Annotated in this window: 20 protein-coding genes and 1 pseudogene; 19 read left to right on the top strand and 2 right to left on the bottom strand. The window is 73.2% G+C overall.

From position 1 onward, the window contains the following. The first annotated feature begins 20 nt into the window (after positions 1-20). The 3 genes from AB0903_RS08200 to AB0903_RS08210 are packed head-to-tail and all read left to right on the top strand — an operon-like array spanning position 21 to position 2,115. Complete coding sequence (locus AB0903_RS08200) at positions 21-428, top strand: hypothetical protein (protein WP_366700207.1); 408 nt, start codon at positions 21-23, stop codon at positions 426-428. Next, positions 428-1,846, top strand: a complete 1,419-nt coding sequence (locus AB0903_RS08205) for a hypothetical protein (protein ID WP_366700209.1) — start codon at positions 428-430, stop codon at positions 1,844-1,846. The genes AB0903_RS08200 and AB0903_RS08205 overlap by 1 nt, the downstream gene beginning before the upstream one ends. A gap of 53 nt (positions 1,847-1,899) precedes the next feature. Then, positions 1,900-2,115, top strand: coding sequence for a hypothetical protein (locus AB0903_RS08210; RefSeq protein WP_366700211.1), 216 nt, complete (start codon positions 1,900-1,902; stop codon positions 2,113-2,115). A gap of 127 nt (positions 2,116-2,242) precedes the next feature. Here AB0903_RS08210 and AB0903_RS08215 read toward each other — a convergent pair whose 3' ends face one another. Next, positions 2,243-2,734 carry a hypothetical protein gene (locus tag AB0903_RS08215; RefSeq protein WP_366700213.1) on the bottom strand — a complete coding sequence of 164 codons (492 nt, stop codon included), beginning with the start codon at positions 2,732-2,734 and terminating at the stop codon, positions 2,243-2,245. A 151-nt stretch (positions 2,735-2,885) separates the two neighbouring features. Between AB0903_RS08215 and AB0903_RS08220 the strand changes: the two genes are divergently transcribed. From AB0903_RS08220 to AB0903_RS08285, 14 genes are all read left to right on the top strand, one after another. Further along, positions 2,886-5,519 carry a hypothetical protein gene (locus AB0903_RS08220; RefSeq protein WP_366700215.1) on the top strand — a complete coding sequence of 878 codons (2,634 nt, stop codon included), beginning with the start codon at positions 2,886-2,888 and terminating at the stop codon, positions 5,517-5,519. Between the two features lie 203 nt (positions 5,520-5,722). Further along, the gene (locus tag AB0903_RS08225) at positions 5,723-6,847 is read left to right on the top strand and encodes a hypothetical protein (RefSeq protein WP_366700217.1); all 1,125 of its coding nucleotides are present in this window, start codon (positions 5,723-5,725) and stop codon (positions 6,845-6,847) included. Positions 6,848-7,088: 241 nt separating this feature from the next. Continuing rightward, on the top strand, positions 7,089-7,835 hold the full coding sequence (locus AB0903_RS08230; RefSeq protein WP_366700219.1) for a hypothetical protein: 747 nt from the start codon (positions 7,089-7,091) through the stop codon (positions 7,833-7,835). A 65-nt stretch (positions 7,836-7,900) separates the two neighbouring features. Then, positions 7,901-8,257 (top strand): hypothetical protein, encoded by a 357-nt coding sequence (locus AB0903_RS08235; protein WP_366700221.1) that lies wholly within the window; start codon positions 7,901-7,903, stop codon positions 8,255-8,257. A gap of 66 nt (positions 8,258-8,323) precedes the next feature. Beyond that, a complete protein-coding gene (locus AB0903_RS08240; protein WP_366700223.1) occupies positions 8,324-8,884 on the top strand; it encodes a hypothetical protein in 561 nt (186 codons plus the stop codon). Positions 8,885-8,921: 37 nt separating this feature from the next. Then, complete coding sequence (locus AB0903_RS08245; RefSeq protein WP_366700225.1) at positions 8,922-9,104, top strand: hypothetical protein; 183 nt, start codon at positions 8,922-8,924, stop codon at positions 9,102-9,104. A gap of 137 nt (positions 9,105-9,241) precedes the next feature. Further along, the gene (locus tag AB0903_RS08250; RefSeq protein WP_366700227.1) at positions 9,242-10,672 is read left to right on the top strand and encodes an LPD29 domain-containing protein; all 1,431 of its coding nucleotides are present in this window, start codon (positions 9,242-9,244) and stop codon (positions 10,670-10,672) included. Positions 10,673-10,785: 113 nt separating this feature from the next. Continuing rightward, the gene (locus AB0903_RS08255; RefSeq protein ID WP_366700229.1) at positions 10,786-13,140 is read left to right on the top strand and encodes a hypothetical protein; all 2,355 of its coding nucleotides are present in this window, start codon (positions 10,786-10,788) and stop codon (positions 13,138-13,140) included. A gap of 81 nt (positions 13,141-13,221) precedes the next feature. Continuing rightward, positions 13,222-13,734, top strand: coding sequence for a hypothetical protein (locus AB0903_RS08260; protein ID WP_366700231.1), 513 nt, complete (start codon positions 13,222-13,224; stop codon positions 13,732-13,734). Positions 13,735-13,804: 70 nt separating this feature from the next. Then, on the top strand, positions 13,805-14,554 hold the full coding sequence (locus AB0903_RS08265; RefSeq protein WP_366700233.1) for a hypothetical protein: 750 nt from the start codon (positions 13,805-13,807) through the stop codon (positions 14,552-14,554). 129 nt (positions 14,555-14,683) lie between these two features. Beyond that, complete coding sequence (locus AB0903_RS08270; protein ID WP_366700235.1) at positions 14,684-15,220, top strand: hypothetical protein; 537 nt, start codon at positions 14,684-14,686, stop codon at positions 15,218-15,220. A 65-nt stretch (positions 15,221-15,285) separates the two neighbouring features. Beyond that, on the top strand, positions 15,286-16,020 hold the full coding sequence (locus AB0903_RS08275; RefSeq protein WP_366700237.1) for a mucin-2: 735 nt from the start codon (positions 15,286-15,288) through the stop codon (positions 16,018-16,020). A 93-nt stretch (positions 16,021-16,113) separates the two neighbouring features. Then, positions 16,114-17,049, top strand: coding sequence for a DUF3560 domain-containing protein (locus tag AB0903_RS08280; protein WP_366700239.1), 936 nt, complete (start codon positions 16,114-16,116; stop codon positions 17,047-17,049). A gap of 222 nt (positions 17,050-17,271) precedes the next feature. Then, on the top strand, positions 17,272-17,964 hold the full coding sequence (locus tag AB0903_RS08285; protein WP_366700241.1) for a nuclease-related domain-containing protein: 693 nt from the start codon (positions 17,272-17,274) through the stop codon (positions 17,962-17,964). Positions 17,965-18,745: 781 nt separating this feature from the next. Here the strand turns inward: AB0903_RS08285 and AB0903_RS08290 are convergent. Beyond that, positions 18,746-19,297 (bottom strand): hypothetical protein, encoded by a 552-nt coding sequence (locus AB0903_RS08290; protein ID WP_366700243.1) that lies wholly within the window; start codon positions 19,295-19,297, stop codon positions 18,746-18,748. Positions 19,298-19,691: 394 nt separating this feature from the next. On the opposite strand from AB0903_RS08290, the gene AB0903_RS08295 reads away from it, so the two are divergent. Next, the gene (locus AB0903_RS08295) at positions 19,692-20,525 is read left to right on the top strand and encodes a hypothetical protein (RefSeq protein ID WP_366700245.1); all 834 of its coding nucleotides are present in this window, start codon (positions 19,692-19,694) and stop codon (positions 20,523-20,525) included. Further along, positions 20,522-20,803 (top strand): annotated as a pseudogene (locus AB0903_RS08300) (hypothetical protein); the annotation flags it as partial. The gene AB0903_RS08295 and the pseudogene AB0903_RS08300, both read left to right, overlap by 4 nt.

A 20,803-nucleotide genomic window follows, 5' to 3' on the forward strand; every position in this document is an offset into this window, starting at 1 on the left:
CCCCCCGAACGGAAAGCAGCATGAGCAGCAGCCTGATCCCCGCCTTCGGCGCCGCCGGCCTCGCCTTCGGCCTGACCGGCGTCCTGTTCTTCGGTACCTCCACCGGCGGCAAGGTCAAGCCGCTCGGCTGGTGGTGGACCCTGTTCCTGGCCATGGTCGCCGGCGCCTCGTACAAGGCGGCCGGGACGCCCTTCGACCTCGTGTCCAGCCTCGTCAACGACATGCTCGGCCTGTTCGGCGACGTCGTCCCCGGCGTCACCATGGCGGGCATCGGCCTGTTCCTCGCCGGAGTGATCCTCTACAAGAAGCTCACGACCCGGCAGGTGGCCGTGATCGGCATCATCTTCTGGTACGTCGCCTCCGGCGCGGGCGGGGCGTTCTCCCTCCTCGCCGAGAAGATCGACACGATCATGCAGAGCTTCGCCTGATGGGCGCGCACCTCCACGTCGTCCCCGACCCCGAGCCCGACGAGGCGCCGGGGCCGGGGGAGCGGCCTGTCCTGGTTCCCTCCCTGGCCGCGGCCGTCATCGCCCCCCGCCGGGCGCCCGAGCCGGACACCGACCGCGACCAGCACGACGACGCCGACGAGACCGCAGCTCACTGCCCGGACGAGCCCGACGAGGATCACGTCCAGGACCACGACAACGAAGACGCCGACGGGGCAGGGGAGTACGACGACGAGGACGACGCGGGGGAGTACGACGAGGACGAGGAGGAGGGGCTCGCGACTCGCGGCTATATGACCGTGCCGGACCTCCGCCCGTACGTCGACCCGCGCCCGCTCCGCGAGCTCGGCCCGCTCGCCGTGGAGGCCGGGAAGACCGCCGGCCCCCCGCTGCTCCGCGCGATCGGCCGGTTCCTGTGCCAGCTCGGCCAGATGCTCGCCTGGTACGGCCAGGGGATCGGCGTGCTCCTGGTGCTCTTCGCCGGATGGCTGTCCGGGAAGTACGGCAAGCGCGGCAGCCTCGGCGCCCGCTTCGGCGGTGTGGCCTTCCTCGTGTACGCCGCCGTCAGGCTGACCATCCAGTACCCCTACACCCCGTGGATCATCGGCGCCCTGCTGCTCACGGTTACCGTCCTGGCCGCCACCGGCAACATCGAGATCCCCGTGAGCAAAACCAAGAAGAAGGACGCCGGCAAGGGCAAGGCCGCGAAGGAGAAGGCCGACCAGGCCCCCGCGAAGGACAAGACCCCTCCGGCCGAGGACTCCCCGGAGGGAGCCGTCGAGGAGGTCCCCGAGGTGTCCAAGGAGAAGCCGGCCGAGGCCTCCCGCGCGTCCTGGGCGACCCGCCTGTTCCGCCGCCCGGCACCCCCTGCCGACGCCCCCGACGCACCCCCCGCCGACACCCCGGCCGAGGGCGGCGAGGAGGAGCCGACGGAGACCCCCGCCGGCCCCTCCGCCGAGCCGCCCGCCGATCCCTCCCCGGAGGCCGTGATCCGCGCTCTCCACCACCTCTACCGAGGGGGCAGCGGGGTGCTCCACACCACCCTCCGCGACCACCTCCGCGTGGCCGACACCAGGACCGTGAAACGGCTGCTGGATGAGGCCGGCATCACCTACCGCAACGGGGTGCGCTCCCCGGCCGGGAATGGGCCCGGCACACACCACCAGGATTTCCCGCCCCTGCCCTCTTCCCAGGAGGACCCCCAGGGAGTCGGTGTTGTCGCAGGTCAGGGCGCCAACACCAACACCAACAACGCCGAGAGGGGCCCAGAAGAGGGGTTCGGTGCACAGGGCAACAAGTGGACCGCCGAGGAGATCGCGCGCGGCTTCCGGTCCATCCCCGACCCCGATCCCGAGCGTGGACCGTGCGCGTGGAAGATCGAGCAGTACCCCGGAAGTTGACCGTCCGTGCCTGGCCAAGAGCAGGATGTAGCAGTGGATCAAGGATGTGAGCCATGATGGAGGTGATCGGAATTACGGGAGGGACGGTCATGGGCCACGACCAGCACGCACACTCGGCGCAGTGCTGCTGCTGTGCGCGGGCGAATGCCACGCCGGAGCCGGAGCCGTTCCGCCTCGCCGACCTCGCCGACGTCCCGCGTAACCAGTGGATCGGCGGCGGGATCATGCTCCTCGTGATCGTCGTCCTGATCCTGTTCCGCCACGGGTAGACCACCCCGCCTCGGGAGCCGCGCACGTTACCGCCGAGCAGCTGCGGCGGACCTGACCCCGGGGCGCGACGGAGGGGCCGCGCACTGCCCGGTGCGCGGCCCCTCTCGGCGTATCCCCCGCTCGTCCTCAGCCCCGGATGAGCGGGGCGCCGGCCGCCTTGATGATCCGGCCGACGTGGTTGCGGTCGTACGGGACGTGCTCCGCGATGACCCCCGGCCCCAGGACGCGTGAGCTGTAGGTGCGCACGATCGCCTCATGGAGCGGCTTGCGCGCCTCCTCGACCTTGCCCTCAGCCTTCTTGAAGGCGACGGTCAGCTTGTCCAGCTCGGCCAGGGCCGCGGCCTGGGTCGCGTCGTCGTACTCCGGGGCCGGCGCAGCGTTCGGGCCGCGCAGAGGGGGCACCCCGGCCGCCTTGCCGAGCCTGCCGACGTGGTTGCGGTCGTAGGGGGTGTGGTCCGCGATGACGCCGGGGGGCGCGCTGCGGGCCCGGAGGTGCTTGACGATGGCCTCGTGCAGGGGCTTGCGCGCCTTTTCGACGTTGCCTTCGGCCTTGTTGAACGCGCTGGTCAGCCGGTCAAGCTCTGCCAGCGCAGCCTGTTCGGGGGTGTGGGTCGCCATGGGGGCAGTGTGCCACATCAGGTTGCAACGCGGCACCGCTTCCGCGTGTCGAATTCCATGTGACGTTGCAACTTGACGTTGCAACACAAGAGTGCAACACTGTGCGTATTGGGAGGGCGCACAGCCCACCCCCGCACCACAGGAGGACCCGATGGCCCAGATCACCGCCGAGATGCAGCGGACCGCCCAGGTGGCCCCCGCTCAGGTCGGCAACGGACAGGCCGTCCACTACGTCAGCACCGCCGAGTTCACGGCAGACACGCAGTGCAGCCGCACGGTGGCCCGGGTTCTGCACGAGCGTGACGCCAAGGGCGCGGAGTGCACCCCGTGCGTCAAGAAGGTCCAGGCCCTCCTGGCCGCCCAGGCGCCGGCCGCCCCGGTCGAGGAGCCCACCACCCCGGCCGCCGTCGAGCCCCCCGCCCGGATCAAGGCCCTCACCGAGGACGTCACCACCCCGGCGACGATGTTCGAACCGGAGCTGACCTACTACGCGGACGGCACCCCCGTGCTCATGCGCTGGACGGGCGGGGAGAAGACCGGCACCACGGCCGGGATGACCGTGGACCGGGGCCCGTACGCCTTCCAGGCCGTCACGTTCGAGGACGGCACGACCAGCAACGTCGCCCCCCACGTCCTCCACCGCATCGACCCGCCCACCCCGGCCGCGCCCCGCTACCTCGCGGACTACGTGACCGTCCTCGACGGCGAGAAGCGCGTCCAGCGCCTCACGGTGACCGTGGAAGGCGACCCCACGCCCGTGCTCGCCGAGGAGCTGCCGTACGAGCCCGAGCGCAACGCAGCCCGCGCGCTGGAGGCCCTGGGCTGGACGATCACCGGCATGGAGACGTACGGCGGCCCGTGCCTGTTCCGGGCCTGGGTCGCCCCCTCCCCCGTCCAGGCCGCCCCGCTCCTCATGCCCGACCAGGCGCGCGGCATCGTGATCCAGGTCCACGCCGACGCGAACGACTTCCGCACCGCCGAGGACGCGAACGGCAAGCTCCTGGGGTACACCTTCCGCTCCACCACCACCCCGGCCACCCGGTACGGGTTCATCACCCTCGACCGCACGTTCTCCATGGCCCTGGAACCCACCCGGGAGGACGCCGCCGCGATGCTGCCGACCGCCGTCCTGTCCGACGAGCGGCATGCCAACCGCCAGGACCCGGCCGCCCAGCGCGCCGCCGCCCTGGCCGAGCAGCAGGCGAAGGCCACCGCCGCCCGCGCCACCTACCGCGCAACGATGGACGACCGCAGCGCCGCCGAGGCGCACCGCCACGGCGCCACCCTGCCCCCGGCGACCGTCGACCGCATTGCGGAGCGCATGGCCGAGCCCGGCCAGCCCGGCCCCTTCAAGCCCGGCGACCTGATCGTGTGCGCGGACGGCAAGGTGCGCACCGTCTCCGCCATGGCCCGGGAGTTCGCCGGCGAACCCCTGCGGGTGATCGTGGAGGGCGGGGCCCAGTGGATCGCGAGCGAGTGCGAGCACGCCCGGGAACTGGAACTGCACGCCCCCGAGGGCTACACCGGCCCCCGCGCCCTGTGCGGTTACGCCGACCACCTCGCCCCGGCCCGCCAGGACGGCACCCTCGACGTCCACGAGCGCACCCCCGGCACCATGGGCCACTGCCCCGGCAGCCTCCTGACCCCGCGCGCTCACCGCGAGGAGCTGACCCGCCGCCACACCACCGCGTTCAGCTACAACCCGCCCCGCCCGGACTTCCTCGCCACCACGGCCAAGGCCGGCGACGTCGTGGAGCTGGACGGCGAGACGTTCACCGTGACGGACTGCCAGCCGCACGAGCACAACCCGCACTTCGTGAGCCTGGTCCTGGACGGGTGCGCCTACCCGGTCCAGTTCCAGGTGGGCGACCGGATCACCTTCCGGCACCGCGTCCGGCGCCACGATGTCCGCTGCCAGGAGTGCGGGGTGTATGTGGTGGAGTCCAGCGACGAGGCAGCGGACGGCGTCCCGTTCCAGCGCCTGTGTGGGGTGTGCGACCACCCGGACGCCCTCAACCCGGAGCACCGCGCCGCCGTCCTGGAGGAGGCCGTCGCCCGCATCACCGCCCGCGCCGCGTACGCCTCCTCCGCCACCTTCCAGCCCGTGGGCGCCCCCGACCGGGACCGGCCGGTCGGCTGGACCTTCCGCACCGGCTACGGCACCCAGGCCGCTTACGGGTGGGTGACCGCGTACGGGCGCCTGATCTCCCAGGTGGGCACGGAGTACCGGTGGCAGTCCGAGCGCGCCGTCCTCGACCACCACGAGGCCGGCACCCTGGCCCCCACGAGCCACGACCTGATGCCCGCGCTGGCCGCGCGCCCGGTCGCGGAGATCCGCCGGGGCCTGGACGCCCTGCGCGCGAGCGACAGCACCCCGCACGAGAACGCTCCGGCCCGGCGGGTCGTGGAGGGCGTGATCGTCCAGCACGACGGCGCCACGGAGGGGTGCATGCCCCGCGACGTCGAGCACCCGGACGTGCTCGCCGCGCGCCGCGCGCTCGCCGGCCTCGCCGTCGCGCGCCTGACCGACCACCACGACGTCACCGAGCCGACCGAGGAGGAGCAGGACGTGCGCGGGTACATGGTCGACCCGCGCGGACAGGGCCGGGTGGCCATCTACTGGCTGGAGGGCGGGGCGATCATCCGCCGGGACACGCCGCTGCACGGCGCCGCCCTGGACTGCCTGGAGGACCGGATGCGCCGGCACGGGTGGGAGACGGAGCGCATGGGCCGGTCCGCGCAGTGCCTGTTCGCCCACGTGCCGGACGCGCAGCGCCAGGGGTGACACCCCGGCCCCGGTAGCCGCTCAGGACGCCCCGCCTCGCCCGAGGTCCGGGGCGTCCCGTCGTTGCGGCCGGCGCCCTCGTGACCCGCAGGGGTGAACGTGGTCCCGGGTCCACCTTGCACCTTGACATTGCAACCTCATGTTGCAACACTATGGGTATCGGGACGGACGAACGGACCGCCCCACAAACCCAGGAGGACACCATGACCGCCACCACCGCCGCCGCCCAGTACGCCCCGGCCCAGGTCGGCAACGGCCGCACCGCCCACAAGACGGACGCCGAGCAGTTCAGCACGGACACCCTGTGCGAGCGCACGGTGACCCGGGTCCTGACCGCCGAGCAGGCCGCGAAGATGAAGGAGTGCGTCGCCTGCAACCGGATCGCCGAGGAGCGCGCCGCCGCCCCGGCCGAGCAGGTCGAGGAGACCCCGGCCACCGAGGTTGAGACCCCGGAGTTCGAGGAGGCCGAGGCGCCGGCCGCCGAGGAGGCCCCGGAGGTGGACGAGGTCGAGCCCGTCGCCGCCGAGCTGGTCCAGGTCGAGGAGACCGCCCAGGTGGAGGACGCCCCGGAGGTGGACGACGCCGCGCCCGCCCCGGCCGCGCTGGTCCAGGTGACCGCGTACACCGCCGCCGTGGAGGTCCTGCACGCCAACGGCCAGGACAGCGACGAGCGGGTCCTGACCCTGGACGCGGACGCCGTGGTGGAGACCGTGGCCAAGATGCGCCGGATGCCCCGCTGGAACGCCGCGCAGGAGCGGTTCACGGTGAACAAGGTGGCCGTGATCGTCGCCCGCGACGCCCAGGGTGAGCGGGTGTGGGTGCGCGGAGAGGCCGCCCCGATCCGGGTGGACTTCACCGGCACCCCGATCGCGGAGGACGCCCCCGCCGAGGCCGGCGCCGTGGACATGGTCGCCGTCCTGGCCGCCACCCGGCCGCTGCGCCGCCGCGCGGAGGTCCAGCGGGTCATCGACAACCGCAACAACGCCATGGCCAAGAGCGCCCCGGCCGCGGCCCCGGTCGAGGAGCCCGCCCCGGCCCCCGTGGTCGAGGAGACCCCGGAGCCTGCCCCGGTCGAGGAGGACGTCACCTACGGCGCCCCGCAGTGGCGCACCCTCAAGGGCCTGGAGGCGCCGTTCCAGCTCTACGGCACCCGCTCCGGCAAGTGGTTCCGCCCCTCCGGCGACCGCAAGCAGTGCACCGGGGGCGCGCTGGACATCGTCCGCACCTGGGTTGCGACCGGCGCCCGCTACGCCGAGGACGCGGCCGGCGACACGCACAGCCTCGGTGGCACGGCCACCCGCTACTGGATCGCCACCCCCACCGCCTGACCAGCACAGCCCCGCCACGGACGCCCCGCCTCGCCCGCCGAGGACGGGGCGACCGGCCGTTCAGGGGTGTTCAGCGAACACCGGCGAACAGCGCCGAACACCTCGCCGGCGACGCCCGGATGACCCGCCCGGGTGAAAGGCCCCGCACCCCCCCTTTGCAACTTGACGTTGCATCCTCATGTTGCAACACTATGGGTATCGGGAAGGGCGAGGGGCCTGGACCAGACGGAAGGACGACGCGATGAACAGCACCACCAAGACCGCGCAGATGATGGCCCGCCTCGCCGACGCCGAGACCGCCGCGAAGGTCGCCGGCCGCGAGGAGACCCGCACCGCCACCCGCGCCGACCGCGCCGCCGCCCGCCTGACCGCCGCCCGCACCGCCGCCGCCACCGCCCGCCGCGAGCTGCGCACCGCGATCCGCACCGGCAAGGGCCAGGCCGCCGCCGAGCGCCGCGTGGAGCGCCTGACCGCCCGCTGCGCCACCCTGGCCACCGCCGCACAGGACGCCAAGGCCGAGGCCACCGCCGCCCGCCGCGCCGCGCGCACCGCGACCCGCCGCATGGACACCCTCGCCCGCCGCGCCGCCCGCAGCGCCGCCCACACCGTGAGCGAGATCGCCGAGCGCCTGGGCCGCACCGCCCTGACCGCCGCCCCGGCCGCCGACCCGGTCCTGCCCGCCGAGGAGCTGCCCGCCGTCGAGGAGATCGAGGAGCACGCCGACCGCTTCGCGGAGCTGGACGCGAAGGCCAAGACCTACGCGAAGGCCGCCGACGCCGAGAAGAAGTGGCTGCGACAGATCCCGGTGGGCACCTTCGGCCGCGTGACCGTCGCCCGCACCCCCGGCGGCAGCGTCCTGGACGGCGACCAGGTCGCCCTGGACTACGCGGACCAGGGCCTGATCCCGCCGCGCAAGGGCCGGAAGGACACGTTCAAGGTCGCCGTGGCCGCCGCCCCGGCCCCCCTGGTCCTCGCCCCCGCCGCCTGACCCACCCCGCCCGGCCGCGCCCCCCACCGGGGCCCGGCCCCCCACCCCCGCGAGAGGACGCCCCGATGCAGACCCAGACCTTCACCTTCCCGTCCGGCACCACCGTGGAGCTGCCCCAGGGCATGACCACCTGCCAGACCCCGGCGGCCGTCACGTACGACTGCGCCCGCGTCGTGTCGGTGGGCACGACCCCCGCCGGACAGCGGGTGTTCAGCTCCTTCTCCTGCGCCGCCTATTCCCGCGCCGCCGCCGTCCTGGACCAGCGCAAGGAGGTGGCCGAACGCGAGCGGTACGTCCACCTCGCGGCGAGCAGGGGCCGGCGAACCGACCGGCTGGAGGACTACCGCGACCACCACCGCCGGATCCTCGCCCGGACCCTCGCGGAGTACGTGAGCGACCCGGCCCCCTGCACCTGCGCCTGACCCACCCCGCCCGGCCGGGCGCCCCCTCGGCGCCCGGCCCCCACCCGAAGGAACGGAGCCACTCCCATGGGACACCTGCCCCGCACGATCCCCGCCGCCGCCCTGGAGGGCATGGCCACCGCCCTGGCCGCTGCCGGTCTGGAGCTGGGCCCGGTCAAGCCCGGTACCCGGGTCACCCGCACCGTCCGGCACGCGGGCGCCTGCTGGGAGCTGACCTACCTCGGCGCCCGGCACGGGTGGCGCCTCACCGGCCCCGGCGCGGAGCACGGCGTCGGCGTGCTGGACGGCGAGGAGGCCGCGGAGCGCATCACCGCCCCACCGACCGAGGAGGCGCCGGCACGCACGGTCCACGTGCGGATCGGCACCCACCGCACCGCCTACCACCCGGACTCCGCCTGCCCGGCCCTGAACGGCCGCCCGGAGACGTACCGGGGCCAGGAGGTCATGCCCGAGCACCAGGCCCAGGCGCGCGGCCTGGCCCTGTGCGGCCAGTGCGACGCCCTTCTGGCCACCGTCCCCCGGACGTACGCCGGTGTGCCCGTGCCCGCCCTCGTGCGCGGCGCCTGGACCACCCCGCTCGGGGACGGGTGGCGCCTGGGCGTCCGCTCGACCCTCGCCGCCTCCTGACCACCCCACACCCGCCCCACCACCGAGAGGACCCACCATGGTTGCCGCCCTGTACTCCGTGAGCGCCGTCCGGATCGAGAACGGCGAGCGCGCGGCCCTGCTGCGCTTCGACACCACCACCGAACTCCCGGACCTGCCGGAGCTGCTGGCCGCGTACGCCGCCGACTACGCGGACCAGGGCGACGTCCTGGTGGACGTGTCCGCCGCCCCCGCCGCCTGACCGGCCCCGGGCCGGGCGTCCCCTCCGCCCGGTCCGCCCGACACGCACCCTCATGTCGCAACTTGACGTTGCAACATGAGGGTGCAACTATGTGTGTGGAGGGAGGCACCGAGCCCCCCGGAACCAGGAGCAGCGCCATGACGACGTACATCGACGCCCGTTACGTGTCCGCCGAGCTCAAGCGCCGGCTGACCGCCGCCTTCCCCGGCGCGAAGTTCTCCGTTCGCCGGGGTAAGGGCACCGGGTCCGCGAGCATCGACGTGACGTGGACGGACGGCCCGGCAGACACCGACGTCGCCGCCATCGCCCGCCCCATGCAGGGGTCCTCCTGGAACGGCTACGACGAGCGTTACGAGTCGACCGGCAACGAGGTGACCGTCACCATCGACGGCAAGCGCGTCACCGGTAAGCCCGTGGTCGACCACATGAGCCTCCACCACGAGGTTTCCGACGAGGTGCGCGCCGAGGCCCTGGCCCTGTGGAAGGCCGCCAACGGCGAGGACGCCGACACCCAGGCCACGAACGGCGGCTTCACCTGCGAGGGCGAGTTCATCGGCGGGTCCTGGGGCGTGAACCAGGTGCTGGACATCGCCCGGAAGGTGGTGCTGCCGCGCCGATGGAAGGCCGCCCAGGAGGCCGCGGCCGTCGCCGCCCCGGAGCCCACCGCCCCGGCCGAGCCCGCCCCCGCCGCCCTGTTCGGCCCCGCCCTCGACGTGACCCACACCGAGGAGGAGGGCGTCGTCGTGCGCGGCACCCGCCGGGGCGACGGGTCCGCGCCCGTGCTGCGCGACGCGGACTTGAAGTGGCACCGCAAGGAGGGTTACTGGTACCTCCCGGGCACGCGGGGCGCGGACGGCGCCGCGCGACTGGAGGACGTCCTCGCCGCGCTGCGCACCGCCGGACTGCTCCCCGCCCCGACGGGGGTCCTCGAGGCGGCGCCCGCCGCCGACCCGGTCGAGGAGGCGCCGGCCGTCGAGGAGGTCGCCGGCGACGAGCCGACCGAGGCCGCGGCCGAGGAGCCGCGCGGCCTGGAGTGCGGCGCCCACCGGGTGACGAACACCGGGGAGGGCCAGCCGCACGGCGCGGGCACCGCGTACGTCTTCCGGTGCCTGGTGTGCGAGCAGCGCGCCCCCCTGGTCGACTTCGACAGCCTCAAGTGCACGGCGGCCGCCGAGGCCGAGCACGCCCGCACCCGGGCCGATGGCCTGCTGGACGACGTGATCCTGCGGGGTGCCAGCACGTACGTGATCACGTACGCCCTCGCGAAGAAGCCGGTCCAGCGCACCCGGCGGGAGGTCGTGGAGGACCTGGCCCGCCTGCTGATGCTGGGGACCTCCCACCGCTGGTACGAGGGGGAGCTGCGGCTCCTGCACCACGGCTACAAGGTGGCCAGCGTCACGAAGGCTCCCGGGGAGCCGCTCGCCGCGCGCACGGCCCCGCAGACGTACCGCTGCGTGCCCGTCCCGGAGGAGTTCGCCGCCGACTGGGACGGGGTGGCCTGCCTCGCGTGGCGGGACGGCGTGGACGCCGCCCTGACGTACGCGGTCCTGGCCCAGTCCGGGAGCTGACACCCTCGACACTCCGACGCATCACGTTGCAACTTGACGTTGCAACGTGGTGTTGTCATTATGTGGGTGTGAGGACGCGCCCCGCGCCCCACCCCACCAGCGAAGGAGCCCCCGTGGCACAGATGACCGCCCCCACCACCCCGACCGTGGCCATCGCCCGCGAGCTGCGCCGCCTCGGCCTGGCCCAGGGCGCCGGGAAGGACTTCCGAGTCGCCGGCCACTACGTCAACGGGGAGCGCCATCACACCTACGTGCTGCTGCTCACCCGCCACGCGAACGAGGTGGTCGCCGCGAACGCGGACCTGATCGAGGAGCGCACAGGCGAGGGCCCGTTCCCCTTTCGGGTGTCCGTCCGGTACTTCGGCACCGACCGCCCGACCGCGAGCATCGCCAACGGGGGCAGCCGCGTCCGGGAGACCCCGGCCGCCGCCGAGGAGCCCGCCCCGGCCGTCGAGGAGGCGCCGGCCGCCGCGCCCGCCGTCCCGGCCGCGCAGTTCCGTACCGGCGACATCGTGGCCGTGGACGGGCGCCCCGGGGACTGGGAGCTGATGGCCCCGGCCGGGGACGCCTGGGAGGTTGAGCCCGCCCAGGCCGGGGGCCGGGAGCGCACCACCGTCCCGGCCGCCGCGCTGCGCCCCCTCGCCGACGCCCCCCACGTCCGCCGGGGCGACCTGGTGATGCAGAACTACGCGGAGCAGTGGCAGGCCGCCGTGGTGGGCGACGTCTACCGCCTCGGCCGGTGGGTCGCGGTCAAGACCCGCCCCGCCGACGAGCACGGTCCGGCCTGGAGCATGTTGGACGACGTGGAGACCCTGGTCGTGGTCACCGCCGAGCAGGTGGAGAGCGCCGTCCGGCTGGACGTCGAGGCCGGCGACCACCGGGGCCGGATCGTCCAGGCCGTGGTCACCCGCCACGCGGGCAAGTTCCGGGTGACCTGCTCGTGCAAGGACGGCTTGGAGGTGTGCCGGATCGGCCGTCAGGTCGGATGGTGCAGCAGCCTGGAGGCCGCCCGGGAGCTGTGGGAGTGGCACGCTGCCGGGAGTGTGGGCACGGCCCCGGCCGACCGCCTGCCCGCGCCTGCCGCCCCCGCACCCCTCCCGGCGAGCGAGACCCCCGGCGAGGAGCTGCCGACCCCGCACGCCCCCGCCGAGCAGCTCCAGATCCCGGCCCCGGCCGTCGACTACCGGGAGCAGTGCCGGCAGGAGGAGCAGGCGAAGGGCCTGGGGTGGTCCACCCGGCACGCGGACGCCGTCCGCTGGGCCGCGGCCGGGGAGCTGCTGCGCGCCGAGGATGGCAGCGCGCGCCGCGTGGCCCCGGGCAGGGTCGGGCGCCGGGTGGCCGCGGCCCTCGTGCCCCCGCTGGTCGCGGCCGGGTTCCTCGCCGACGTCGAGCAGGGCGGGGTGACCCGCATCGAGCCGACCCCGGACGGGCGCCGGGCCCTGCTGGTGTGGGACCTCCACCGGCCGGAGCCCGTCGAGCGTCCGCGTAAGAAGGAGGGCCTGCCGCTGCGCCCCCTCCTCGGAGGGCAGGAGGCCGCGCGCCGCTCGGCAGCGTTCCGGGCCGACGAGGAGCGGCGCCGGGTGGAGCGGGAGCGCTGGTACGGGGAGTTCGAGCAGCGGCAGGCCGCCGAGGCATGGGAGGACCGGTTGTGGGACGCCTGGGCGCGGGTCGCCGGCATCACGTACCGCCTCGGCCGTAAGCGGCCCCCGGGGTGGGCCCCGACCGACGAGGAGGCCCGCCTCCACGGCCTGGACGCGGAGGTCGTCGCGGCACTGCGCGCCGAGGCGCCGGCCGCCGTCGAGGACGAGGGCCACCCGGCCGACGGGGAGCAGCCCCGGCGCCACCCCGACACGCCCCACGCCTCCCTACGTTGCAACTTGACGTTGCAATGTAAGAGTGCAAGTATCGGGGTGTCAGGAAGGGCAGACAGCCCGACCAGGAAGGGGAACGGTCATGAGCCGCACGATCCGGATTACCGGCACCGAGGACGCCGTCGCGACGATCGCCGCGCTGACGACCGCGTGATCGCGGAGGGCGGGCACGAGGGCCACGACCTGGAGACGGTCGGCCGGATCATCACCTCGGACACGGTCCTGGACACCATCAGGACCGCGTACGACCGGCGCATCGCGGCTGGCGCCACCCCGAAGGACGCCGTGACCGCCGTGGGGCAGAGCCTGATCGCCCACTACTGCAACTCCGCCGGCATCCCGACCGCCCCGGCCGCGCCCGCCGACGCGGAGGAGATCGCCACCGACCCGGCGGGCGTCCCGCACCGCGCGCACGGCACGTGCACCGCGACGTGGCGCCGGGTGCCGGTGAACCGCAACCGCCCGGAGCTGGGCACCACGACGGAGTTCGGACACAAGGAGTGCCGCGAGCCCGCCACGGTCGACCGGTTCGTCCAGGTCGCCCAGAGCCGCCGGTACCGCCCGGTCTACGCCTGCCCGGCCCACGCCAGCAACTGACCCGCCGGGCCCCGCCGCTCCCCCACTGGGGAGGGCGACGGGGCCCCCCGCCCACCGCCACCAGCAGCCCCGGAGGACGACATGCGCACCGTGACCGCCCACACTCTGTCCCAGTTCACCGGTACCACCGGCGCCACCGGCCTGTCCTTCCGCGACGTAACGGTTCTCCTGGTGCGCATGACCGCCGCCCAGGTCCAGGGCTGGAAGTGGATCGGCGACGAGTGGGCGGGTGAGGACCCCGTGGAGGGCTACGAGGTCCGCGACACCACCGGCGCCCTCCTCGGGTTGGTCCTGCCGATGGGCCACCGCGCGACCCGCCTGCACGCGGAGTTCTACGACCCGCAGGTGGACGACTTCTTCCCGGCCGGGGAGACGAACGCCGCCGTCATGACCCAGGGCATCGCCCTGGTGCTCGACGCCCGCACTAGCCACGTCGGCACCGTCCCGGCCGGGGAGGGCTTCGACCTAAACGAGCCCCGTTACGTCCCGCCGTGCTGGGTCGACGCCTGCCCTGAGGGCTGCCCGCTGTGTGACTGCGGCTGGTGGGAGCGCCAGGGCGTCCGCCCCGGCCGCCTCCAGCCCACCAGGGGCTAACCCTCCCCGCCCTCCAGACCCGGGCGCCCACCCGCGCCCGGCCCCCCACTGCACCGCCACAGGAGGACCCGTGTTCCGAGAGACCGTCCAGCACTCCACCGGAGTCACCGAGGGCACCGCGAGCGAGCGGCACGCCACGATGCTCCTGACCTCCGCCGTCCGTCGGGGGTACGACGTCGAGTTCACCCCGGCCGGGGGCGCGCTGATCACCTGGACGCGCCACCTGTTCGGCGCCGTCGAGAACAGCGTCGTGCGCGCGGAGAGGTCCATCAGCCTGGAGCCGCTGATGCCGGTTGGCGCCCTGTCCGCGACGACCCGCCTGGACCTGGACCTGGTCGCCGGCGACCGTCACGCCCGGTACGCGGTGAAGGACGGCCGCCGGGTGATCGCCGGCCTGCTGTGGGAGATCCCCGCATTCACCACCGCGCGCCTCCGGGCCCGGGGCCTGGTGGTCGAGGACGGGGAGCGGCTCCGCCTGTCCCTGACGGCCCGCCTGGGGCTCCTGGCCCAGCAGCACCGCACCCGCACCACCGCCCCCCAAGGCTGGTACCGGCCGTCCGCCGGCGACCCGTACGGCGCGGCCGGGCTCAACCGCCCCGGCGGCCGGGCCGGGATGCTCCGTGACGGCAGCAGCTCGGCAACGTGCGCGTGCGGCGCCCTGTCCGGGTGGGGAGGGGACCGCGACGAGGCCCGTCGACTGACTCGCGATCACCGGCGCGCCGTGGCCGCCTCGTTCATCGCCGAGCACCTCGCCCATGTCCCGGCCCCGGCCGCGGCCCGGTGCGACTGCGGCGGATGCGCGGAGTGCATGACCGGCTGACCGGCCCCCGGTGACCGTCCTGCCGAACGCCACCCGTGTGCCCACTGTTGCAACTTGACGTTGCAATATAAGGATGCAAGTATCAAGACATGAGGGAGGGGCCCACAGCCCGCCCCGGAAGGGACCGTCATGACCGTCACCGCCACCGCCCGCGACGCCGCCGCCCGCGCCCGCGCCCTGGCCTACGTCGTCCTTAGCCGCACCCCCCTCCACCCCGCCCAGGACGTCCTGATGCAGATGGTGGAGCTGCTGGACACCGCCGCCGACGCGTTCGAGACCGAGGACGCCCCGGTCATGGACGGCATCACGATCACCAACACCACCCCGTTCGAGGCCGCGATGGCCCTCCTGGAGTGCCAGGCCCTGGCCGAGGACAACCCGGCCGCCGGCATCGCGGACGCGGTCTTCTACTACGTCACCGCCCCCATCAGCCGCCGCCCGGTGGAGCTGCCGGAGCTCAAGCCCGTGAGCCCCCAGCTCGCCCGGCAGGAGATCGGCCTCCTGACCCGCATCGCCCTGGCCGTCCACGACTTGGACGCCAGCAGCCCCGCCGACGAGACCACCCGCATCGCGCACCTGGCGGTCCTGGTGGACCTCCACCGCCAGTTCGCCCGCCTCGCCGCCGCCGTCGCCGTGGACAACGCCCGCCCCTGCAACCGCCGCTGACCCGCCCACGGGCCGCCCCACCCCGGGGCGGCCCGGCCCCCGCCACCACAGAACGGAGCACCACCGTGCGCAACTACGCCACCGCGCAGCTCATCGGCGGACGCGAGGAGCAGTGCGACGCCACCGCCGTCTACACCGCCCCCAACGGCGCCCGTGCGTACGTGCTGCTGGACGGGATCGGCTCCACCCCCGCCGTCCGCGACTGGACCCGCGAGACCGCCGTGCGCCTTGCCCGCGCCACCGCCCGCCGAGGCGACGCGGAGACCGGCCTGCGCGCCCTCTACAACCGCATCGCCGCTGAGCCGCTCCGCCAGGACTACTACGCCCGCGACTACACCCCGAAGGCCTGCGCCGTGGTGGCCGTCACCGCCCCCGGTAAGCCCCTGACCGTGGCCTGGTGCGGTGACGCCCGCGCCTACGTCCTGGCACGGGGCACCGCCCGGCGCCTGACGAACGACCACAACCTCCGCCGGGTGTACCCGCCGAGCGAGACGTATCCGCAGGGCGGCAGCCGCAACCGCGTGACGGCCTGCCTCGGTTCGTGGAGGACCGACCAGGACGCCATGGAGTACGCGGGGCACGCGGCCATGGAGAGCGTGACCGTCCCGGCCGAGGACTGCCGGCTGCTGCTCGCCTCGGACGGCGCGTACGAGCCGATCGAGGACAACGGCGCGGACGTGGCGACGTACCTGGTCGGCGACCCCCGGGAGACGGCCCGGGACCTGGTGGACACCGCCGTCGCCTGGGGCGGCACCCGCCCGGACAACGCGACCGCCCTCGTGGCCGACCTGCGCCCCTGACCCCTTGTCCGGACAGTGTCCGGGCCTGTCCGCCCCCCTCGGACGGACAGGCCCGGTCACCCGCCCGCGCACTACCGACGAAAGGCGCCACCCATGGCAACGATCAAGATCAGCCACACCCCGGAAGACGGCACCCTCGTGGACGGCGACACCGAGAAGGGCGACGGCACCGGCGACATCCTCAAGCGGTACGGGTTCCGCTGGTTCCGCTCCCTGCGGCAGTACGGCCACCCCCAGAGCATCGACCGCGCCCCCCGCGTCGTCGCCATGGAGGCCGCGGCCGAGGAGCTGCGCGAGGCCGGCCACACGGTGACCGTCGAGATCGCCGAGGAGGTCCGCCCCAACGACGTCGTGCGCGCCGACAAGCACGAGCGCCTGGAGGACCGCCGCGCCGCCCTAGGGGCCAAGCAGGAGAAGCTGACCCAGGAGGCCGAGGCCCTGCGCCGCCGCTCCGACGCCATGGTCGAGCACCTGCCGCTCGGACAGCCCGTCATGCCCGGCCCGCGCGGTCGCGCGCACCGCAACCTCCTGAACCGCAGCATCGACACCGCGATCCGGTCAGCCCACACCGCCGAGGAGGCACGCCGGATGCCCTCGCGGATCGAGGGATCCCGCCGCGCCGAGGCGTACAAGGAGCGCCCCGACGTTACCGCCCGCCGCGTCAAGCGGCTGGAGGCCGAGAAGCGCAGCCTGGAGCGCCGCATGGACAGCCTGTCCCTGCACCCGGAGACCCGCTCCGACGCGCTGCGCCGACAGTACGAGGCGGAGCTGAAGGTCCTGGAGGAGCGGATCGCCGGCGACCGCGCCGTCCTCGACGCCGCCAGGGAGGCCGGGACGTTCGGCCGGTACTCCAAGGACAACGTGCACCGCGACGACCAGGTGAAGATCCGGGGCCAGTGGCGCACGGTCGCCCGCGCCAACGTCAAGACCGTGAGCGTGACGACGGGCTACTCCTGGACGGACCGCTACGGCTACGAGGAGATCCGGGACCTGAACTGCCGCCACGGCCAGGAGACCGCCAGCAGCTGACCCGGCCCGGGCGGACAGTGTCCGGACAGCCGCGCGGACACCGTCCGCCCCCCTGTCCGGACACCCGTCCCCACCCCCCCTCGCGGACACCCGCCGGACACCTCCCCGGCCGGTCCCTGTCCGCCCTGTCCCACCAGCAGCAACACCCCTCGCGGACACCCCCTCTACCCGTGTCCGCCCCTCTCCCGGACACGTTGTCCGGACACCCCGGAAAGGACTCCCGTGGACCTGTTGACCATCCTCGCCGCCGTCGCCGTGGTGGCGGCCTGGTACCGGTGGGGCGCCCGCCCCCGGCACGGCGCCGGCGCCTCGGCCGCGGCCCGCGCCCGGCAGCTCCGGACCCCCCTCGTCCGCCTCGCCGACCTCCTCGGCATCGACACCCGAGCCGGTAGGCAGGCCCGGAACTGGGACGCGGGCGCCGTCGGTGAGGAGCGCGCCGCCGCGCGCCTGGAGCCCCTCGCCCGGCAAGGCTGGACCCTGCGCTACGACCGCGCCCTCCCGCCCGGCGAGGGCCCGGCCAACGTGGACGCACTCGCCATCGCGCCCAACGGGGGCGTGTTCGTCCTCGACCCCAAGCTGTGGTCCAGCCGCTACCCGGTGACCGTGCGCGTGGGCCGCGTGTGGCACGGGGACCGAGAGGTGACCCGCCGGATCACCAGCGCCCGAGCCGAGGCCGCGGCCGTCGGGCGTGCCCTCGGCGTGCCGGTCACCGCGATCGTGGCCATCGAGGGAGCGCCCCTCATCGGCCCCCACGGGCGGTCGGCGAGCGAGCTGGAGTTCCAGGGCGTGCGCATCGTGCCGGCGGACGTCCTTCCCGCCGTCCTGCGGGAGGCCGCGCGTATCCCCGGACAGCGTCGAGCCGCCGACCTGGTGGCCACCGCCGACCGCGTCCTGCCCCCGTACACCCGCCGCTAGCCCAGGTTAGGCAGCCCCCATGGGGCGACGCTCGAAGATCATGGCCCCAACATCGTGCTTTACCGGGCAGCTCCACAGACTGCCCGACGCGCCATCAACTTTACGGGGCCATGATCTCTCGCCCCATGGCAGCTCCCGCCCAAAGCCGCTCCACCGACCTCACGAACGTCGACCTGTGACGATCCGCAGCGCACGCGCAACCCTACTGTCGCGCTCAGGAGGCGATGGTGCTGAAATGGGCAACGACCCCGGGGGCAAAATTGTCGAACTTCTGATGTGCGCAAATCCAGCGATTTGCACGTCGATTTCGTCGTTAAGTCCATATTCGACCACCACGCGGTCGGTATCAGAAAAGGGCGCTGCGACGGCTTCAGGCTCTAGGATGATCTCTGCAGAGGCTCGACCTGGGAGATAAAAAGGGACTGGGCTTCCCGATGTCCATCCCGCATGCCTGCTGTTTCTGCGATGGCTGAATTGAGGACCATACCGAACGTCAATACGTCGGATCATCCCGGGGGCCCCGCCTCCATTTGAGACCCGCACTGCAATTTTCACGATTTCACGTTCATTTACCTCATCCCTCTGTGCGAGCGCGGTTGCCTGCGGTTTGAATTGAGTGTTCTTCACTTGGATTCGCGTTAGGAAAAACCCGGCAATCCCGAGCGTAGCCACAGTGCAATACTGGGCGATGGTCAACCCCGTGTTCGAGGGCGCTGCCGGTCCAGGTTGCGGTGAAGGTGTAGGCGAAGCGCCGGCCACCCAGTCAAGGAGGGTTGGAAGGCTACTGATCATTATGCACCGGACACCAGCAGATTGAGCAGTCGAATCCGTTGAGAACGATGCTCTGGCATTTGCAATCCTTACACCAGGCCCGACACTTAGAATCGGTGCCGCACGCAACCGACGGACAATGCAGCGTGAACTCTACCGAGGCTTGACGAACCGTGATTCTGCCCTGCGCGACCGGCCCCTTGAGGATCAATCGACCCCACAGATTGCCTACCTTCGTAAAGAGCTGCAAAGTGGGGACTTCCACTGCGTCATCGGGAATGAGCAGCGTAAAATCACCGAACGGCACTCCTGTCGTCCAGACCGAAAGGTCTTCACCGTGTTCATCGACGGGAAACGGTGGGAGCTTACTGTGCACCTCCTTCCACTCCTCACTGCACGGCAGGAATGAAGCGCTGATCTCCGGGCTTTCCCTTAGTGCGGCGGGAATGTCGATCAGCAATTCCGCCCTTTCTAGATCGGATAGAAGTAGCTTGTCACTTCTATCCGATAGCTTGTGCATCTGTTCAAGCGTCGCGGGAGGGGTGTCGCGAAGCAGGTTCATCGTTCCTCCATGCGATTTAGGGCGCCCACGAAGCCAGCGTCATCGTGGATCGCGGCGGCGGCACGTCCGCGCGGTCCAACCGAGTGGTGGAGTAGGCAGCACAAACACCGACAGTGGGCGTAGACGCGATCACTTCTTTGATGCGCGACGGCGCCTCAAGCTCACGATCAAGGCGCTTCCGCCGCGCACGGCGCGGCGGCCCATCGTCCGGGCCGCCGCTCCTGTCTTCGCCTGACCCGTGCCGGCACACCGGCCCGCACCGCCCCGCCGCGCGCGTGCGGGCCTGCTGCTGTCCCCGGGGGCCCTCGGTCCTCCCGGCCGCTGCCGAACCGGCAGGCGCGCGCCTGCCCTTATCCTTCTGCGCCCTCTCGACCCGCGACCAGGGGATAAGCCCATGACCCAGGCCACCTACGTCCGCACCGACTCCATCCCGCTCGCCCAGCTCGTGCCGTTCCCCGGCAACGCGAAGCGCGGGGACGTCGGCACCATCCTCACCAGCCTTTGCAGGAACGGGCAGTACCGTTCCCTGGTCGTCCGGGAGGTCGAGCCGGACCGGTACGTCATCCTCACCGGCAACCACACCACCCAGGCCCTGGCCGCCCACGGACCCGGCGACTGCGGCATGACCGTCAAGGTCGGGGAGGAGGAACGTCCCTGCGGGGTGTGCGGCAACGAGCCGTGGGATCCGGTCGCCCGCTGCGAGATCGTCCAGTGCGACGAGGAGACGGCCCGCCGCATCAACCTCGTAGACAACCGCTCGGCGGACCTGGGCACGTACGACGACCAGGCCCTCGCGGAGCTGATCGCCGGCCTGGACGACGTCCACGGCACCGGCTACACGGACGAGGACCTGGCCGACCTGCTGACCGCCATCGAGGAGGCCGCCGAGGAGGAGGAGCCGCCCGAGGAGCAGCCGGCCCCGGCCGCCACCCCCGGCGCCCCGGACACCGCCACCCCCGCCACCCCGGCCGCGGCCGGCGACTCCACCCCGCCCACGCCCCCGCCCCCCGGGCACGTGATCATGACGCTGACCTACCTCCCCCCGGACCGCGACGAGGCCGCCCGGCTGGTGTCCGTCGCCCGGGAGATGTTCCCGGCCGAGGGGGCACCGGAGATCGTGCTCCGCGCGCTGCGCACCCTCACGGCCGTCCTGGACTCCCGGCACGCCCACGACGGGGTGGTCACCGTCTCCGCGCTGCTCAAGGCCGCCGGGGTCGAACCCTCATGACCGCCGTCGCCCTGGACGTGCCCCAGGTGCGCCGGCGACTGCGGCGCCCGCAGCGGCTGCTCACACAGAACAGCGAGCTGCGCGAGGAACACATCTGGAACTGGACCCTGCCGGCCCTGGCCACCCGCCTCCGGGACGGACGAGTCGTCAAGACCTGTCCGGCGGCAGGGGTCTGTGCTTCCGGTGTCGCGGCACTCACTGTGTCCCACGCCGCCGGTGTCGCTTTAGGTGGTGGCTGCCCTTCGTGCGTGTGTAGTGGCGTGAGGTGTCATCGTGTT

The sequence above is a fragment of the Streptomyces sp. NPDC048389 genome, assembly GCF_040706335.1.
In the GTDB taxonomy this organism is placed as follows: domain Bacteria; phylum Actinomycetota; class Actinomycetes; order Streptomycetales; family Streptomycetaceae; genus Streptomyces.

Excerpts from the sequence above, each read along its gene's own strand:
- AB0903_RS08200 (WP_366700207.1), top strand. The coding sequence starts at position 21 with ATGAGCAGCAGCCTGATCCCCGCCTTCGGCGCCGCCGGCCTCGCCTTC.
- AB0903_RS08205 (WP_366700209.1), top strand. The coding sequence starts at position 428 with ATGGGCGCGCACCTCCACGTCGTCCCCGACCCCGAGCCCGACGAGGCG.
- AB0903_RS08210 (WP_366700211.1), top strand. The coding sequence starts at position 1,900 with ATGATGGAGGTGATCGGAATTACGGGAGGGACGGTCATGGGCCACGAC.
- AB0903_RS08215 (WP_366700213.1), bottom strand. The coding sequence starts at position 2,734 with ATGGCGACCCACACCCCCGAACAGGCTGCGCTGGCAGAGCTTGACCGG.
- AB0903_RS08220 (WP_366700215.1), top strand. The coding sequence starts at position 2,886 with ATGGCCCAGATCACCGCCGAGATGCAGCGGACCGCCCAGGTGGCCCCC.
- AB0903_RS08225 (WP_366700217.1), top strand. The coding sequence starts at position 5,723 with ATGACCGCCACCACCGCCGCCGCCCAGTACGCCCCGGCCCAGGTCGGC.
- AB0903_RS08230 (WP_366700219.1), top strand. The coding sequence starts at position 7,089 with ATGAACAGCACCACCAAGACCGCGCAGATGATGGCCCGCCTCGCCGAC.
- AB0903_RS08235 (WP_366700221.1), top strand. The coding sequence starts at position 7,901 with ATGCAGACCCAGACCTTCACCTTCCCGTCCGGCACCACCGTGGAGCTG.
- AB0903_RS08240 (WP_366700223.1), top strand. The coding sequence starts at position 8,324 with ATGGGACACCTGCCCCGCACGATCCCCGCCGCCGCCCTGGAGGGCATG.
- AB0903_RS08245 (WP_366700225.1), top strand. The coding sequence starts at position 8,922 with ATGGTTGCCGCCCTGTACTCCGTGAGCGCCGTCCGGATCGAGAACGGC.
- AB0903_RS08250 (WP_366700227.1), top strand. The coding sequence starts at position 9,242 with ATGACGACGTACATCGACGCCCGTTACGTGTCCGCCGAGCTCAAGCGC.
- AB0903_RS08260 (WP_366700231.1), top strand. The coding sequence starts at position 13,222 with ATGCGCACCGTGACCGCCCACACTCTGTCCCAGTTCACCGGTACCACC.
- AB0903_RS08270 (WP_366700235.1), top strand. The coding sequence starts at position 14,684 with ATGACCGTCACCGCCACCGCCCGCGACGCCGCCGCCCGCGCCCGCGCC.
- AB0903_RS08280 (WP_366700239.1), top strand. The coding sequence starts at position 16,114 with ATGGCAACGATCAAGATCAGCCACACCCCGGAAGACGGCACCCTCGTG.
- AB0903_RS08290 (WP_366700243.1), bottom strand. The coding sequence starts at position 19,297 with ATGAACCTGCTTCGCGACACCCCTCCCGCGACGCTTGAACAGATGCAC.
- AB0903_RS08295 (WP_366700245.1), top strand. The coding sequence starts at position 19,692 with ATGACCCAGGCCACCTACGTCCGCACCGACTCCATCCCGCTCGCCCAG.